This window comes from Protofrankia sp. CiP1_Cm_nod1 (assembly GCF_920888515.1).
Classification (GTDB): Bacteria; Actinomycetota; Actinomycetes; order Frankiales; family Frankiaceae; genus Protofrankia.
Map to the genome: position 1 here is coordinate 1 of NZ_CAKKTM010000466.1, position 17390 is coordinate 17390.

Genomic DNA, 17390 nt, shown 5'->3' on the forward strand with positions numbered 1-17390 from the left:
GCCGGCCGTCGGGAACGGGATGCCCGCCGCCCCGTGGCAGCGCGGCCGGGGCCGAGCGGGCCGTGGGGCCGGGCGGGCTGCGCGGTCGGGAGGCCCCCGTGACCGGAAGATCCTTAATCGCGAAGTGCCGCGACCGAGGGGCGTCAGCGACGGAGCCCCGTCGGCGGACAGACATGGCCGCTGCGGCGCGTTTTCGACACCATGGGTCGGGACGGGCCGGGCCACTGCGGTCACGGCTGTCGATATCACGACACATCCATCGGCTGATCTGCATGGATGTCATTGAGTGGGTACAGGGGACGTCGGCCTCGACGTCCGCTAGCGTGATCGGAACACCCGCACGTGGGGGACGGAGGCCATGAACAGTCCGGTGGTACCCATCACGCTGATAGTGGTGCTCCTGATCGGCGCGATCCTCTTCGTCGTGCTCTCCAGCCGTGACCAGGAGCGTCCCGGTCCCGACTCGAGGCCGCAGCCGCGACACTCCTCCCCCGACGAGACGATGCCCGTGCGGCGGCCACCACAACGCCGGCGCCGGCGCCAGCGCCAGGGCGTTCTCGCGTCGCTGCGGCGCCCGGCCGCGACGCGGGAACAGGCCCGTGGCAGCGATCCGGACGACTCGGCCGGCCCGGCTCCCCGCACCAGCGGCCCGCCGGCCGCCCCCACCCAGTTCGACGGCCCCGCACTCCTGGGCGACGCCGCGGCTCCCACCGCACCGGCGCCCACCACATCGGTGCCCACCGCACCGGTGCCCACCGCACCGGTTCCACCGGCTCCCCCGGCGTCCGTCAGGGCCTCGCACGCCGATGCCGCGACCACCGCATACCCCGCGCCACCGCCGTACCGCGCGCCGGCTCCCGGGAGCGGGCCCGACGGCCCCGTCGACCCGGCGGCCACCACCCGGGTGACCCCGCTGGTCAACGCCACCGCCGACGCCACCGTCCGGGTCGAGGGGGATCATCGGCAGCAGTCCCGCGGCCCGGACGCCACCGGGTGGATGCCACCGCTGGTCGGCCCGCCACCACCGGTCATCCCGGTCCCGGAGAGCGGCCGGGCCAGGCCGGCGGTCGACCAGCCCGCCGCCGGCGGGCCCGCGCGGGGTGAGGACCTGCCCGCGGGCACCGCGGGGTACGGCACGCCCGGCTCCCCACCTGGCACCGGCGCCGGGAGTCCGGCCGACGCGCAGGCCGGCGGATACCCCGACGCCGGCCCAGGCGCGGCCCGCTCCCACGGTGGCAGGCCCGACGCCCCGCGGGACGATCACGGTGTACCGGCGGAGAGCGGCTGGACGCTCCCCCCGACCGCACCGATCCCCCCGCCGCCAGCTCCTGGCGGCGAGCAGCTGGTCGCGAACGAGCCGGACGTCTCCACGTCGGCGCCGCTGCGGCTGGCCGCGGCCGGCCGGACCAGGCGCGGCAAGCGCGGCGGCCCCAACGAGGACGCCTTCGTCGTCGTTGATGGCCTGCTCGCGGTCGCCGACGGGGTCGGCGGCGAGGCAGCCGGGCAGATCGCGTCCACCCTGGCGGTGACCACGGTGGCGAGCTTCCGCCCACAGTACGCCGCCGACCCGCGCGACGGGCTGCGGAGGGCGCTCGAGCGGGCCAACCGGACGGTCCGGGAGAAGCCCCTGGAGGAGCCCTCCTGGCACGGCATGGCCTGCACCCTCGACGTCGTCGTGCTGGGCCGGCAGCAGGACACCGGCCGGACCCTCTTCGTCGCGCACGTGGGGGACAGCTCCGTCTGGCTACAGCCCGGCCGTGGCCGGCCGCGGCAGCTCACCACACCGCACGCCATCAAGAACGGGCCACTGCTCAACGCGATCGGCCTCAACGAGGATGTCGAGCTCGATCTGCTGGAGGAGCCCGTGCGGGCCGGCGACCGGGTCGTCCTTGCCAGCGACGGGATCACCAAGGTCATGGCGCCCGAGCAGCTCAACGGCCTGCTGATGGAGCTGGGCAGTCTGAGCCCGGAGCGGGCCGCGGACGCCCTGGTGGACGCGGCCATGCACGCCGGTGCCCGCGACGACACCACCATCGTCGTAGCCGACCTGGTCGCCGACGACACCTCCACCCGCTGACCGCTACCGGTACTGGTACCGGTAGCCTGCCATCGTTCATGACCAACCGGTAAACTTGACCGGGTCCGGGGGCAACTGACACTGCGGGTACCCGGTCCAGTATTTTGATCATAAGGATATCGGCCGGTAACAGGGTGGACCATCTCACCGTGCCCCGTCCGGGTTACGGGAGTTTTCGATGGTCGTGATGCGGGGGCATCCAATTATCAACAACAGATCGTCGTCAGTCTCCACGAACGCAACCAGCGCACTCGTGGGGAACCGTGTCGATCCCGGATTCCCCCGATGACGACAATGGAAACACAACCCGCATCGCGTGTCGCGCGCATCGGTCTGTGGGGTGCTCCGCTGAGCGGCAAGACCACTTTCCTGGCCGCGCTGCAGATCGCCGTCGTCAACCACCCGGACAATAACAATGACGACTGGCTCATCACCGGGGTCGACGACACCGCGTCGGACTTCCTGAGCTACAACACCAAACTGATGAGCGAGGACCAGCTCTTCCCACCCGCGACCAGCGGTGTCATGGAGCTCCGATGGCGCCTGATCAAGCCCATCCGCGACAGCAGGGCGTGGTGGCGCAGGCTCCGCAGCCCCATCGTGCCCGGCCAGGCCGTCCTCGAGATACAGATGCTCGATGTCGCCGGCCGTATGTTCGCCAGCACGTCGGATGACTCCTCCACGAAATCCCCGATCTTCGCGGAGAAGGACGAACTGGATATCTTCGACGAGCCCGAGCCACAGACCCCCAGGCAGATCATAGATCATCTGGCGGAGTGCGACGGGATCGTGTACCTTTTCGACCCCGTCCACGAACGGAGGTCCTACCGGTACTTCCAGCGGATGCTGGAGCAGCTGGCCCGCCGGTCGTACGAGATGGGCCGGCTGCGGGACGGGCGGCTCCCGCACCACCTCGCCGTCTGCGTCACGAAGTTCGACGACCCGACGGTCTACCGGAAGGCCCTCAACCACGGGGTCGTGCTGGCCGGTGACGACGATGCCGGGACCCCGACAGTCCAGGACGACTATGCCGGTGAGTTCTTCCGGGGGCTGTGCAACGACCGGGACGGCACTTCCTCCCCGCTTGTCATGCGCAGTATCGAACGATACTTCCAGGCCCAGCGGGTGAAATATTTCGTGAGCTCGGCCATCGGTTTCTATATCGGCCCGAGCCGCGTCTTCCGAGGACGCGACTGCGCCAACGTCGAGAGGACTCCGGAGGGCATACCGCGCATCCGCGGCCAGGTCACGCCCATCAATGTGCTGGAGCCGTTCCTGTGGCTGGAGAAACAGATCCACCGGTCATTCTCCGGAACATGACCGAGCAGGCACCGCACGACCCGGGCCGGACGGTCCCGGCCGGTTGGGCGCTGATGGGGAAAGAACCGAACAGCGAAGACGACTATGCCGTGCTGCGGTCGGGCGGGGACTTCTTCTCCCGGGCCGGCTTCGACACGATCCTGCAGGACTTCACCCCGGGCACCCCACCGTGGCCGGTCCCGCAGCCGCTGCCCAATGCCCTGCCATGGATGACAGTGAGCTACGCCTCCCACGGCGAGGGAAGCGTGCTCGGGATCGCGGTGCGGACCTGGTCCGACCAGGTCGACGGTGGGGGCAGGCAGATCGCGACGACCGGTTATCTCTGTGTGCCCTTCGCCGATCTGGCTCGCGTCCCAACGTCCTATGCGACGTTGTACTCCGCGCTCCGCGACGCGGGCGTCGCCGAACGTCGCGACGGCGACGGGCCGGTGCCCGTCACCCTCACTCCCCTGGACGCCGGCGAGCTGGCGGAGCACATCGAGCGGTTCGGCTTCGCTCTGGTGGCGGCCACCGCCGGGCTGCTGCTCGCGCACCCGGTGTCGGTGCTCGACGCCCCGGCCGGCCACCCCGACGAGCAGATGGTGCAACGGCTGCGCTTCCTCGACGCGGTGGCCGCGCTGCTCCCCTACGGTCAGCGGTCGAAACTGGTAGCCAGCACCTGGGCGGACGGCGGGAGCATCCACCGGATCAGGCTGGCGTTCACGAACCGTGCCCGGCCGGAGCACGCGGGCATCCGTTGGGTGCCCCCGGACAGGCTGCCCGTCGTCGAGCTGTCTCCCTCCCTCCGCCAGCCGCGCGTTTCCCCCGACAACAGACACATCCACTATGCGCACCTGCTGATGGCCATGAAGAAGAGCGGTCATACCGTTCAGGAGATCGTCGAACATCTAGCCTCGGCCGGGGAACCACACCGGACGAACGATCCCGGCCATGCCATACACTGCCTTTCCAGGCTGGACGCACAGCTCGCCTCTTCCGTCCACCCTGCCAAAGCTGTCAAACCTGTCCAACCTGTTAAAGCTGTCAAAGCTGTCAAACTGGTCAAATCCGTCCAGCCGCTCCCGCCCACCCCGGCAAAGCCTGTCGTGGCACGCCCTCGGCCTACGGGCAGGGCCGCCGAGGAGCCCGACCGGAACGCCTGGCGCGGGACGGTATGGGGCCTCCTCGAGACGGCGAGCCCGGAGGGGCTGGCGGAGATCGGGCAGACGTGGCCGGAGTGGACGGCCAGGAAGCCGAAGGAGCTACAGCACTGGCTGGCGGTCTCCATAGGGACGATCGGCCGGAGGCTGCTGTGGGCGAGCGATGTGGATCTCACCGCGCCAGAACGCCTGCTCGGCCTGGCCGACCGTCTCGGCCTCGCCGACCAGGCGCTCGCGGGGCTGCTGGACGCCCAGAAGGCGCGGCAGGAGGCGGCTGCAGCCGCACTCGGACAGCCAGTCGACCAGCCGGCGTCCGACCAGCCAGTACTCGATCGGCAACGGTGTGCCACAGCCGCGTCCCTCGTGCTGCGGCACTTCCGCGACCGTCGTCTGCCTACCGGGCGGACGACGGTCGACGCCGATGACGAGGTACTGACCGCGATCACCTACTACGCGCCCGAATCGCTGGCGCGCGAGCTGGTCCGGCAGGCAGCCGACCGCCTGCCGGATGAGCAGATCAAGGCCATGCTGGCATGGCTGGAGACCGCCGGCCCACTACGGGAAAGGCTGCGCCCGTTCCGCGACGTCATCGACGGCGCATCGTCCGAAGCGGCGGCTCTGGCCGTGGGCACAGTCAGAGAGCACGGCGGCTCCTATGTTCTCGCCCTGCTGCAGCTGGCTCGCAAGGCCGGCGGCTTCAGGGCTGCCGCCGTCCTGCTCCCATACGCGCTGCAGTGGATGCTGTCCGAGGTACCCGCGCTCCTGCGGGACGAGGAGGACAGAAAGGGCTGGGTCAAGGAGCTCCGCTGGGCCGTGCCGGACCGGACGAAGACCGGTGAGCTCGAGGCGGTCGAGCTTGAGGCGGTCATGGACCTGCTCCTGCTGGCGTTCGGAGAACAGCCGCGCGAAGATCTGAAGCTGTGGGCGAGCGAAGCCGGCGAGCTCGCCGACAGCTACGTCAGCTCCTTCCGCAGCTCGTTCATGAGCCTGCCCGGCAACAGCGACACCAAGAACATGTACCAGCAGATATTCAAAACCCTGACCGGTCATGTCCGGAGAACCGGCTGGCCGGATTCTCCACCGGCAACGAACCGAATCCTCCTGCTGCTTCGCGATATCGCCACAAAATCCGGTGTCGTCAAAGACGATCTGCTCGCGGATATGGTCCTCGAATTTTTCGACCACCTGCCACGGAGAGATCCGGTGAGAAAACTCCCCGGGAAAAAGGAATGGGACGCCCTGTTCAAGAGCAGGTATCCACGCCTCACCGGGGAGCGTATTCCGCTGAGAAAGATGGGTCGTTGAGCCGGGGCGCACCGGGTCGGGGATGTGCCAGCCGGGACCAGCCGGGGCCGTGGTGGGCACCCCGGCCGGACAGGCGGCGACAGCCCGGGCAGGCAGCGCCGGCCGGCATGACCCGTGACCGCATGCCGTCGGGAGCACGCGGCCGGGACGGATCCGGCGCGATCGTGAAACCCGCTGTGACGCCCGTCCGGTGGCTCACGCCCGTCGTCACAGCGCTCCTCACCGTGCTCCTCACAGCGCTCTTCGCCGCGTTCCTCGCCGCGCTGTTCGCTCTGCTGCCCGCCATCGGCGGCAGCGGTACCGGCCTCGGGCTGCCGGCAGCGTCCGCGGCCACCCCGCGGCCGGCCGCGCTCCCCCCGGAACCGGCCCCCGACCCGCAACCGGGCGTCCCGCAGATGGACCGCGCTGCTGTCATGGCCGCGCTGCACGTCGACGACGTCCCGGCCGACTACGTCGTCCTCGTCGACACCTCGGCGTCGATGGCCGCCGGTGGGCTCGCCGGCCAGGTGAGCCACTTCCTGCGGGGCTTCGTCGCCGGCCTCGCGCCCAGCGACCGTTTCGTCCTGATCGGCTTCGACGTCGCCCCGGCCGTGCTCTACGCCGGCCCCGCGGCCGGCGCGGCCGGCGCGGTCGACCGGCTGCCCCGCGTCCCCACCGGGACGCACACCGACATCGGCGCCGCCGTCAGGGAGGCGGTCGACGAGCTCGGCCGGCACGACGCGTCCCCGGTGGCCGCAGTCTTCCTGCTGACCGACGGGCGGCATCAGCCGCCTCCCAACAGCGGCTTCCCAACCGGTGACGACCGCCCGTGGCAGCTGCTCGGGGACGACGCGCGGCAGCGGCTCGACGTCACGAAGGTCCACGGCTACGGCGTCGCCCTGCGTGACGACGATCAGGCGCGGGACGGAGCCGGCCAGCTCAAGCGGGCGCTGCCCACCACCACGGTGCTCGCGCTGCCCACGGGCCAGCTGCCCGCCTACCTGGACCGTGCCAAGGACGACACCCGCCGGCGCAAGGCCGCCAACCTGCTCGAGGCCGACGTGCGCGGGCAGGTCGTGGTCTCCTGGGACCCACAACTGGCCGACGTGGACCCGGCGGCGTCCCCGCTCGTCACACAGGTGACGCTGACATCGCGGGAACGGTGGCTCCCGCTGGAGCTCACCGATGTCTCGGTCACCTCGTCCGACCGGGACGTGTGGGCGGACGGCATCCCGTCGCGGATAACTCTGGAACCGGGACACAGCGTCACCGTTCCGGTCACGCTGAGCTGGAAATCGCACACTACCGGCCGGCTCCGCGGCTCGAGAACTGTCACCAGCGAGCTACGCCTGGGCGCGAATATCGACTCATCGTGGCGGAACGTTACTGAAAGCGACTTCAAGCTGCCGCTCCAGCTACGCCTCGCCGGCGAGAGCAGCACCCTGTACGGCTCGAGCCGGGCCGGCTGGAACTTCGCCGGGCTGCTCCTGCTCGCCCTGCTGGCGGCGGCGGGCCTTGGGGCGGCCGTCGGCGGCTTGCTGTGGTGGTATCCGAAGCTGACCGGTGTCCTGTCCGCGGAATGGCCGGACGGCCAGATCGTACGGGCGGAGCTGTCCGGGCGGAGAGTACGGATCGGCCCGGGGCGGCGGCTCGACGTCCCCGGCCTCGGATCGGTGCGTGGCCGGCGGGCCAGGAGCATCGGCGAACTCCGTCGAACCGACATCTTCGTGTGCTACCAGGCGCCGCGCCCGGCCGGCAAACCGCGTCACCAGACGCGCCGGGACGGGAAAACGCGCTACCAGCCGCGCCGGCCCCGGAAACCGCCCCGGCTCCGGTTCTCCCCGGGCGACTCCTGGGTCATCGGAGACACAACCTTCATCTATACCGGGGCTGGGCAGGCGGACGACCCGTTCGCCGTGTTCTTCCGCGACCGTCCGGGCCCCCACAGCGGCCCGGACAACGGCCGCGGGAAGCGCATCACCCGCTGACGGAACGTATCGAACAGCCCTGGGGGCTTTCAGTCGTCATCCCCCGGGAAACGGATGGAATGGCGCGCGCGCAGCGCCCGCTCACGTTCCGCCAGCGCCTGCGCGAGCCCGGCATCGGCCTCCCGCAGGAGCCGTCCGACGCCCCCCAGCCCGCCCAGGCTCTTCGTGATCGCCTCGTTGGCCGTCGCGTGGGCCCGCAGGGCCACGGTGAGCTGCTCGTTCTCGGCGACCAGCCGCTCCAGGGCGGCCGTGGCACCGGCCAGCTCCCCAGCCAGCCGGCCGTGCTCCTCCTTGGCGCGGGCGATCTCCTCCTCCCGGGCCCGGATCCGCTCGGCCCACTCGTGCTGGGCGGACGCGGCCTGTGCCAGCAGCCGCTGAAGATCCTCCCGTAGCTCCCCGAGCTGCTCATCGGTCAGCCGCAGCAGCCGTCCGGCCGCGAGCTCCAACGCCCGCTCCGTCTCGGCCACCGGGGTGGCGAAGACCTCCGCCCGCTCGGTGAGATCATCGTGCTGCGCCCGCAGCGTGTCGAGGAAGCCGGCGACCTTCTCGGCGTGCCGGAGCTCCCCGACCCGGGCCCGCAGCAGCTCGTACTCGGCGGCGCGGTCGAGCAGCCCCCGTTCGATGCCACGGCGGCGGTCCAGTTCCGCCCGTAGCGCCGCGACATCCGCCGCTGCCGACGCCTGCTCGGCCGCGGAGCGCAGCAGCTCCTCCTCGGCCGGGATACCGGCGTCGGCCACCGCCAGCAGGCCCGGCAGGACCTCGACGAGATCCTTCGCTGTGGCCAGGGCGGCGTCGAGGGCCACCACCACGCCGAACGCCTCCGCCGGGTCGGCCTCACCGGCCCCGGCCCCGGCCCCGGCCCCGGCCTTCACCGCCAGCACAGCCTGCCGGAATGCCGAACGCAACGCGTCGAGCGCCGTCACCGGCGCATCCGGAGAGGCGGTGATCGCCACCTCCCCGGGCCGCGGCTCGGCCCAGGGGTCCTCAACCACCATTCCTCCGTTCATCCCCTGCTGACGGCCTGTATCCCGCCGCCGGCCCCCCGCCACGCCCGGTCTGGGACGGCACAGGCGAAGGTCACCCGTTCTCCGCCGCCGGAGCTGAGGGGAGAGGCAGGACCCGCGCCGGCCCACCGGCGACCGGGTGCAGGACGAGTGCGCCAGGCCCGAACCCGGTGCGGACGGCCCGCGCCCCCACGTGGTAGCCGCCCGATGGCAGATCGTCCCGTAACGGTATCCGGACCGGAAAACGACCACCGTGACCAGCCGGCTGGACGTCGACAAGCACCTCACGGCCGTGGGAGCCGTCGACGGTCACCACGACCGGGACGTCGCCGGCCTCGGCCCGTTCCAGTGGGAGAGCACCCGGTGTAGCGACCACCAGACTCCCCGCGGCCAGCAGGCCGTCACGGACCTGGTGCACCCGCAGGCTCAGGGCATGCGGGCAGCCCTCGGCCGCGGTCACCCGGCCGGCGGCCAGCACCGCCGCCCCACGGGCCGCCGCGAGCTCGGGGCGGTCCACCGCCAGTGGCACCGGGATGCCGCCCCGGCCGAGCGCGGCCAACGCCCGGCCCGCGGCCCGCGACACCGCGGCCCGCACCGGCGGCAGCGCGCCAAGACCACCGACGGTGAGCACATCCAGCCCGTCGCCGGACGCTCGAGGCGAACCGCCGCCACTCTTCCCCGGCCCATCGGGAGCGCCGGGAACCGGGGGGACGCTGTCGAGCAGGTCGGCGCGGCGGGTCAGCAGGGCGACCACGGCATCCTCGATCGTTTCCATGACCGGATCGAGGCAGCCGGTCACATCCGCGGCGGACAGCCGGTAGCCAGCGCCGAACCGGTAGGCACCCGCGTCCCGCCAGCGTGGCTGCTCGGCCGCGGCGGCGAGCACCCGCACGGCCCGCTCCTGGCCGCGGGCAAGATCCTCGGCGAAGACGCGGAGCAGCCGCGCGGCCACGGTGTCCGTGGGCTCCCGGCCGTGGACGCGGGTGTAGGCCAGCCGCACCGCCGCGGCCGCGAAGGCCGACCCCGCGGCACCGGCGCGGGTCTCGGCGTCCAGCAGCCGGACCGCACGCTCCTGCGTCTCGCACAAGGCGGCCTGCACCCGGTCAGCGCCGACATCGCAGACGAGCAGCAGCCGGCCCGGCCGCGGCGCCCCGCCCACGGCAGGGCCGGCCGGGCCCGTCACAGCCGGCCCCGCTCCTGCCACTTCCTGTTCTGTATCTAATACGTTCGGTGCCGTCGTGGGCAGGCTGTCAAGGCCGGGGGCACGGTCGGCGACCGACCAGGCCGCGGCGCAGAGCGGTGCGCTGACCAGGGCGCGCACCGGCAGCCCGAGGTCGTCGGCGAGCAGGCGACGCAGCCCGTCCCGGGCGCCCTTCCCCTCGGACGTGCGCTGCCAGCGCTCCGGCACGGCGACGACCATCTGACGCGTGGCCGAGACACCCCGGCCATGGCCGGACGCCCCGCCCCGGGCCCCGGACCCGTCCAGGGCTGTGCTCCCGTCCAGGACAGTGCTCCCGTCCAGGACAGTGCTCCCGTCCAGGACAGCGGTGAGGAAGGCACGCGCGGCCCGCGCCGGGCCGCGGGGTGACCGCCAGCCGTGCTGCCCCCAATAGGCCTCCGGCGTCCCGAGCAGGTCCAGGAAGCCGGTGAGCGCCCCGGCATCGTGCCCGACGGCGTCGCGGCCGGCCAGGCTGTCCGGAGCGGAGGTGCCGTCGAAGGCAGCGCGTCCGACGAGCACCCGCGGCCCCGCCCAGGCGACAGCGGTCGCGACCGGCGCGTCACTGACGGGATCGAACGGCGGCAGGTGGCCCGCGTCATCACAGACAGCGATCCTGGTGCAGACGGACCCCAGGTCAAGGCCGACATGTCCCGCGCTTCCGCTCACGGTGACTTCCGCCATAGAAGAAGTTCGGATCCGGGCGAGACGTTCTCGCGCGCTTCCTCCACCGGCCCGGATCCGCCGAGCGCCGGGATGTCCTTCGACCCGGCCCGGGTGAGCGCCCCCTTGTGGGCACCCGGCGCGTTGTGGGCACCCGAGGCGGAAAACCACCGGAAGTACCCGGCGGCCTGGCCCCAGCCGTCGGGGAGACGGGCGAGGAGAGCTGGCAGCAGCGCTGTGCCGTCCTGTAGGTCCAGGCGGCGGGCGAGCTGTAGCAGCGCCCGCAGCCCGTCCGGAGACCTGGCCGGATCCGGTATGTCGGCGGGAGTCCGCGCCTCGATCAGAAGCGTCCGGAACGGGTCGAGTATCCGCGGCGGGTCGCCGATGCTGTCCATCCGGTCGAGCCAGTGCCGCAGCCCTTCGACCGAGCCGGCCCGCATCTCCTGGATGGCGACCTCCAGGGGGGCCCGGTCCGCGCGGCGCAGCCCGCGGTCGACCTCGGGCCAGCGGCGCTCGCCGGCCGGCGACCACCCGTCGGCGCAGAACTCACGGGCCAACGCGACAGCCCCGGCCTGGACCCGGCGAAACCGGGCGGCGCCCTTCGGCTTCCGGCCCAGCAGCCCGCCGAGCACCCGGTCCAGCCGGCCCTGCTCGCGCAGCCGCCGCGCGTAGGAGCGGGTGTCCTCCACATCGAGCAGAGAACCATCGGCGAGCAGGGCCTCAAGTGTCCTGATGTCGTCGTCGTCCCCGCCGGAATTCCCGGCGAGAACGTCGTCCACCCGGCTCGACCACTTCTCCATGGCCGTCTCGGGCTCCCGTACCGGCTCGAACAGCATGTTCTCGAACATCATGGAGACCCGGAAGCGCTCATCCGGTATGTCCAGATTCAAGGGAGCGCTGTCCCGGGCAAGTACATGGACGATGTCGCGGGTCTCGTGGAACAGGGTCCGCAGCAGCAGGAGACGGCGGTAGTAGGCCCGGGCGAGACCCGACCGTAGCGGCGGAATTCCGGGCAGGTTCCGCCACTCCACCACATGTCGGCCCGACCCGGCCGCGCCATCACCGAAAGCGATACGAAAACGCTCGATCCGATCGCCGTACGCCCAGGTGCAGGCGCTCAGCGATGAACACATCCCTATCGGCAGGAGCGCCAGGACGGTGTCGAGAAAAGCCAGCCGCAGCCGCAGCGGCACGGACGGCACCGGAGGCGCGGACGGCACCGGGAACACTGGTGTGGCAATGGTCACCGGCCCGTCGAGCAGGAGCGCCGCGGTGGCCGCGACCGCACCGAAGCCGAACGTGTCGATAGCGTCGGCGATGGCCGTCGACGTCGGCGCCGCCATGCGCAGCAATTTCTGCGGAGCATCCGGCGTGCGCATCCCGCCCTGCGCCGCCTGATAGAACCTGGCTATTCTGGGACGAGCCCTGACAAATTCTTCGTGGGACGCATAACAACACCACAAGAATTCACCCCGGCCAAGCCGGCCGGCAGGGGCGTGGAAGGCAACGGCCACGTTTTTCATGACATCGCCGAAGAAGGAGACCTCCCCCAGCGTCAGGGCACCACCCGTCGGCGGCGCGGGCCGGTAGTGGGCTGCCAGCCAGGCCATATCGCGGACATCCCGCCGATCGGGATGATCAGCAATCATCCATTGCACCTCGAGGCCGACCTGAGCGCCCTCGGGCAGGCTGTCGGTCACCGCCTGCCCGCCGTCACCGCCACGGCGCAGCAGCCCCAGCCGGCGTCTGGACCGGCTCTGCGCCGTCTTCAGCAGCCGCTTGCGCACGCCGCTGTCGATCTCGATGTCGGGCCGCTCGAGGAAGCTGGCCCACTCGTCCCGCCGCCGCACGTCGAACCGCTGGCTCGCGGCCGTGAGCCAGTCCTCGAACACCGGCAGCACCTGGTCGAACCGCCCCCGCCGGAGGGCCCGCTCCAGCAGCACCTGCACCCCCGGGTCACCGGCCCCGTCCGGCCCGCTGAGAGCGGCGATGTCGTCAGCGCCGATCATCTGCCGGAACGAGGAGGTCTCCAACGCGCGCAGGACCCGCAGCACATTCCTGGACGCCGGATGGTCGGCGGCCTCCAGCCAGCCCAGCAGCCCCAGCAGGGTGCGCCCGCCCGACGGGGCAGGCGCGTCCCACCCATCGGCCGGCAGCTCACGCTTCATCTGCCTGACCAGCAGATGGATCGTGTACGCGCGGTCGGCCGCCAGCCGGTCCCGGACCATCCGCCAGCCGTCCGCGTCGTCCCGATGATCGAGTGTGGAGTCGACCACGAGATCGCGTATCTCCCGCCCGACCTCATCGGCGCCGCCGTGCAGCAGCAGGAAGTCAGCAAGAATCTCCGGGAGGCAGCGCAGCCGCTCTGCCATACCCACCAGCGCCGTGAGCAGCCGGCTGTCGGCGTCCACCTCGACAAGCTGCCGACAGCGCTCGAGCAGCGCCGGCAGCGCCGCCGGGACCCAGTGCTTCCTGACCAGCTCGATGTCGGTGGCGATCGCTCCGCCCGCACCGAAGCCGCCGGTCCCCAGCAGGAAGACCTTCAGCAGCTCGGCCGCCAGATAGTCGACAGGAGGCAGCGAACGAAAGTGCTCCCGTATGCTCTCGGCAAGGGCCTCCGGCGGGGCGGACGCATCTTCCTCGGGCGTCTCTTCCGTGAGCGCATCCCGCTCTGTGGCCAGCGAAGACGGCGAATTCCCCCGGGTCTGGCCGAGCAGTATCTTTCGCTCCGCCACGGCGAGTGCCTCGACAATTTTGTCCGGCTGGTTGAAACTGTATGGCTTCTCGTCCTCGGAGAGCCAGCGCAGAACGGCGTCGGTTCCCCACCCGTCACGCAGCCGTTTCAGGTTCACGGCATAAACACGGCTGGGGCTGTGGTCGCGGCCGGCAGCGTCATCATGGCCGTCGACGACGGCGTTGACATCCCGTGGGTCATCCGGATCGATCTGCCCGGCGCCGTCCCGCAGATACTGGGTGAACGCCAGCCGGATCCGGTGGCTGGTCCGGTTGTCCACCCAGGTGCCCGCGGACAGCGTGGCCCGGACGCCCGCGGGCAGCAGTGCGGCCACCTCGTCGAAGAAGGCTATCCGCTCCTCAAGCGAATACCTTGGCGACACGTAACCAGGAGTGAGCGTGACCGGCCCACGGAGCAGCGCCGCGGCCACGGCCCCCACGGCCGCGGCCGTCCGCGGATCCAGCAGCCGCTCCCGGACACTCGAGACCTCTTCGTCACGTGACCGAGCCGACACGATGAGCGGCTCGTCGTCGTGCTCGGGGAAGGGCCGCTCCTCAACCGCCCGGTACAGGGCCAGGTAGCTGCCGAAACACCGTTCGAAGTCGTCCAGCGGCAGGCAGAAGAAACGTGTCGGGACGATCGGGCGGCCGGCCGCGTCCACCGGCACCGTCGGCTCCCGCGGCCACTCGCGGATCGCGGCCCCCACATACCGGACGGTGGCGGCCGTGGCAAAGGTGAACGTCACCCACGGCAGCGCGTCCGCTCCCTCCCGCTGTTCCTCCCCAACAGGCGACCTGGGTGATCCGGGTGAGAAGTGATTGACCATCTTGGCCATGCTCCCCGGGCGGAGCCGGCCGGTGGAGCCGGATCGTAGCAGGCTGTAGTCTTCCCGCTGGCCGGGAGCTTTACCGATCAGTGCCCAGTCGAGAGCGACCTCGCTCATCGGTACCCGTCCGCCCTGCGGATCCGGTTCGCCAGCCCCACCAGCGGCTCAAGGACATTCATCGGCTGCGGCCGGGCCCGAATACGGAACTGGCCCCGCTCGCTGACGACGTTGGCATAGTCAGCGGGGTCGAACCGGCCGTTCGGCCCGATGTAGAAACCGATCGAGGAGGTCGCGTGGAAGCTGATACGGTCCAGGTAGAAATTCGACAGGATGCTGTCACGAATGTGCTGAGCGGAGTTGTCGGGCCGTTCCTGGCAGAGCATGCTGAAATACCGGCGTGCGACTTTCTGTTCGATTCTCGGCCGGCCGGGTTTCTCCGCCAGCACCGCGAGGTCACGAGGTGTCATCGCCCGGCCGAGCACCCGGGGATCGTCGAACTTCGTGATGCAGACCGCAAGCTGGTGGGGCAGCCGGTTGCCGACCAGCTTCCCGTTGGTGAACGTCCTGCTCACCACCTCGTCGAGCATCTGGTTGAAATACTGGAAACCGTTGCCGTCATCCTCCTCCCGGATCGGGTCGAACAAATAGATGATTCCGTCGCAGGTGACCAGATGCTCCACGAGCTGCTCCTTGGCGACCTCGTCACGCGTGCCCAGGCCCGGCTCGCCGCGCACCTCATCGAAGTCGAGCTCGTCCACGTCCGCGTTCTCGCCCTTGTCGTCGCGCGTCCACTGGTCCTCGAACAGCCGGCCGGAAACGTCCAAAAACTCGAGAGCGAATTCTATATGACTTTCGTTCGCATGGTTCTGCCCGAGAAACGACCAGCTCAGCCGGGTGTTGGTGCCGACCTGGGTACCCGCCGGAAACATACGTTTGACGGCGAGTACGTTCGCGAGCTCGGACAGCACGGACACCGCACCCGCATCCTTGCTCGTGACCCTCCAACTGGCCCGGCTGCGCGCCTGTTCGGCGGCGAGCTTCAAAGCGCCCAGATACGTCGTCTTCCCGCTGTATGTCGCGCCCCACAGACCGATGCGCATGTCAAAGCGCGGCCGGTCGAATGCCGGCTGGTCCACCCGCGGGCTTACCATGCGGCACCGCCGGAAGCCACGCTGCCGGTGCCGGCACCCGGCCGGGCCGCGCTGGAGGGCTCGGTGGCCGGGCCCAGCAGCGGCACCGGCAGCGTGCGCTCGCCGTACCCGGCGAGCAGCCCCAGCGCCGAGGCCAGCCCGGCGGCGGACACCCCGTCCAGGGTGAACAGCCCGTCCGCGCCCAGCTGGCGCCATGCCTCATCGGCCCGCGCCCGCGCGGACCCGCCGGCGCGGGCCGGGTCGACCTCGGGCATACCCCGGATGGCCACCCTGCGCATACTGTCCCGTACGACCAGTTGATCCATCTCCGTCCTCCAGTCGTGACGGGCCGGGCAGGGCACCGTGAGGTCGTCGTGCTGCCGCACCGGATGCGGCGGCCGGGCACCGATCGTGACAAGACAGTGAGCGGCGCCGTCGCGCCACCACCGCGTCCCCGCCGACTCGTTCAGGACACGCAGGGCATCCTCGACAGGGGCGGCGAAATCGTAGCGTGGCTCACTCGGCCGCCATCCGTACAGGGCCGTCAGCACACCCGCCGCCGCCATCGGCGCCGCCAACCGCACCACCGGCCGCTGCGACCCGCGCCAGTCGAGCAGGTTGTGATCGTCATAGCCGATCAGGCCGACCATCACCGCAGCCGGCTCCGGATGCTCCTCCCCGACCAGCGTGAGCAGGTCCACGACCACCTGGAAACGGGCCGCCACCGCCTCCGGCGTACCGCCGAGCTCGAGCGCGAAGACCACGTCGACCTGCTCGGCGCCGAACTCGGCGGGGACCTCGTTCAACACGCCCGGCCAGGTCCTGCCGCCACCGCGCAGATCCGCCGGATGCAGGAAGCGCACCCGGCCGGGCCCGTCGAGCGCGACCCGGACCCGCACGGGCGTGCCGGGCTGCGGCGCGCACCGCGCCAGGGCCACCGGACGCCACTGCCGCGGGTCGTCCCCCACCGGGGCGACGACCGCCAGCGCCAGCTCGTCCGAACGGGTCGGCGGCGCCAGCACCGTGACCTCGGACTCCGGCGCCAGCTCCGGCTCGGCCGGCACCACCGTGTCGGCTTCGAACAGCGGATGCGTCACCAGACGTACCCGTCGGGTGACATGATCGACCTCGGCGAGGGCGAGTGCGTAACCATGCCGCAGCGGCGCCCGCCGCAGCATCTCGTCCAGAGTGCCGCTCACGACGGCGACCGGTTGCTGGCCGTCGGCCAGACCGGCGTGGACGAGGCTGTCCACGAGTGCCTGGAGCGCGTCGTCCACCATCGGCCAGCCAGCGACCTGCCGGACCAGCGGCACCACGCTGGACGGGCCGATCGTCGCGAGCACGTCGTGCAGCGGCTGGAGAGCCGCCGGCCAGCCTTTATAACCCACGGTCACGATCGGGTCCACCCGGCCGCCGCCGTGAGCCCCGATCCCGCCGGCCAGCCGCAGCCACTGGCTGTCCGGTTCCGACGGCAGCCCCGGGAGCAGATCCGACCAGTTCCATGTCCGCTGCGGCCCGAGCCGCTGGGGGACACCCAGATCGTCGGCGCCGACGCCGGTCACCGCGACCGCGTCCGGTGTCAGTTCGACGACAGCCGCCTGCCTGATCTCGCCGCTGACGATCCGGTTCAGCAGCCGCCCGACGACCACGCCGGCCGGCGCCACGGTGGGCGCCTCACCCACCTCGCGCCGGGCGGCGTCGATCTCACCCGGCGCCGGCGGGCCGCCGCGGACCACAGCCACCAGCCGGCCGGCCAGCCCCGGATCGCCGTCACCGAGCGCGTCGACGACCCGGGCCACGGCCCGCAGGTCGAACCGGCGGCGTGCCGCCGCCAGCCGGGCACCGAACTCCCGCTCGAGACCGGCAGTGATCCCGCCCAGGACGTAACCGCCACGCAGGAGCCAGCCGCACCCCCGGCACCGCGCCGCCGCCCCGCACGGCAGCGCGCAGACCGGGCAGCATCCCGCTGCCACCGGCCCATCACGGCTGTCGTCAGACCCCGGCACAAG

The 17390-nt window shown here is 71.3% G+C and carries 9 protein-coding genes; 4 read left to right on the forward strand and 5 right to left on the reverse strand.

Annotated elements, in window-relative coordinates; all coding sequences use genetic code 11:
* Nucleotides 1–358: 358 nt before the first annotated feature.
* The 4 genes from NBX02_RS22115 (at nucleotide 359) to NBX02_RS22130 (ending at nucleotide 7808) form a co-directional block, all read left to right on the forward strand.
* On the forward strand, nucleotides 359–2077 hold the full coding sequence (locus tag NBX02_RS22115; protein WP_250285888.1) for a protein phosphatase 2C domain-containing protein: 1719 nt from the start codon (nucleotides 359–361) through the stop codon (nucleotides 2075–2077).
* 285 nt (nucleotides 2078–2362) lie between these two features.
* Entirely contained in the window at nucleotides 2363–3397 is a 1035-nt protein-coding gene (locus NBX02_RS22120; protein ID WP_250285887.1) for a hypothetical protein, read from the forward strand.
* A complete protein-coding gene (locus NBX02_RS22125) occupies nucleotides 3394–5841 on the forward strand; it encodes a hypothetical protein (RefSeq protein WP_250285886.1) in 2448 nt (815 codons plus the stop codon). The genes NBX02_RS22120 and NBX02_RS22125 overlap by 4 nt, the downstream gene beginning before the upstream one ends.
* A 164-nt stretch (nucleotides 5842–6005) precedes the next feature.
* Nucleotides 6006–7808 (forward strand): vWA domain-containing protein, encoded by a 1803-nt coding sequence (locus tag NBX02_RS22130; protein ID WP_250292935.1) that lies wholly within the window; start codon nucleotides 6006–6008, stop codon nucleotides 7806–7808.
* Nucleotides 7809–7837: 29 nt separating this feature from the next.
* Here the strand turns inward: NBX02_RS22130 and NBX02_RS22135 are convergent, their stop codons facing one another.
* The 5 genes from NBX02_RS22135 to NBX02_RS22155 form a co-directional block, all read right to left on the reverse strand.
* Nucleotides 7838–8803: a hypothetical protein gene (locus NBX02_RS22135; protein WP_250292937.1), complete on the reverse strand. Its 966-nt coding sequence runs from the start codon at nucleotides 8801–8803 to the stop codon at nucleotides 7838–7840.
* 82 nt (nucleotides 8804–8885) lie between these two features.
* Nucleotides 8886–10697 (reverse strand): hypothetical protein, encoded by a 1812-nt coding sequence (locus NBX02_RS22140; protein WP_250292939.1) that lies wholly within the window; start codon nucleotides 10695–10697, stop codon nucleotides 8886–8888.
* Nucleotides 10694–14368 carry a hypothetical protein gene (locus tag NBX02_RS22145; RefSeq protein ID WP_250285218.1) on the reverse strand — a complete coding sequence of 1225 codons (3675 nt, stop codon included), beginning with the start codon at nucleotides 14366–14368 and terminating at the stop codon, nucleotides 10694–10696. The genes NBX02_RS22140 and NBX02_RS22145 overlap by 4 nt, the downstream gene beginning before the upstream one ends.
* Complete coding sequence (locus tag NBX02_RS22150) at nucleotides 14365–15351, reverse strand: hypothetical protein (protein ID WP_250292940.1); 987 nt, start codon at nucleotides 15349–15351, stop codon at nucleotides 14365–14367. Before NBX02_RS22150 ends, NBX02_RS22145 begins: the two co-directional genes overlap by 4 nt.
* Nucleotides 15352–15395: 44 nt before the next feature.
* The gene (locus NBX02_RS22155; protein ID WP_250292942.1) at nucleotides 15396–17387 is read right to left on the reverse strand and encodes a hypothetical protein; all 1992 of its coding nucleotides are present in this window, start codon (nucleotides 17385–17387) and stop codon (nucleotides 15396–15398) included.
* Between the last annotated feature and the right edge of the window lie 3 nt (nucleotides 17388–17390).

Excerpts from the sequence above, each read along its gene's own strand:
- NBX02_RS22145 (WP_250285218.1), bottom strand. The coding sequence starts at position 14,368 with ATGAGCGAGGTCGCTCTCGACTGGGCACTGATCGGTAAAGCTCCCGGC.
- NBX02_RS22135 (WP_250292937.1), bottom strand. The coding sequence starts at position 8,803 with ATGGTGGTTGAGGACCCCTGGGCCGAGCCGCGGCCCGGGGAGGTGGCG.
- NBX02_RS22125 (WP_250285886.1), top strand. The coding sequence starts at position 3,394 with ATGACCGAGCAGGCACCGCACGACCCGGGCCGGACGGTCCCGGCCGGT.
- NBX02_RS22115 (WP_250285888.1), top strand. The coding sequence starts at position 359 with ATGAACAGTCCGGTGGTACCCATCACGCTGATAGTGGTGCTCCTGATC.
- NBX02_RS22150 (WP_250292940.1), bottom strand. The coding sequence starts at position 15,351 with ATGCGCATCGGTCTGTGGGGCGCGACATACAGCGGGAAGACGACGTAT.
- NBX02_RS22120 (WP_250285887.1), top strand. The coding sequence starts at position 2,363 with ATGACGACAATGGAAACACAACCCGCATCGCGTGTCGCGCGCATCGGT.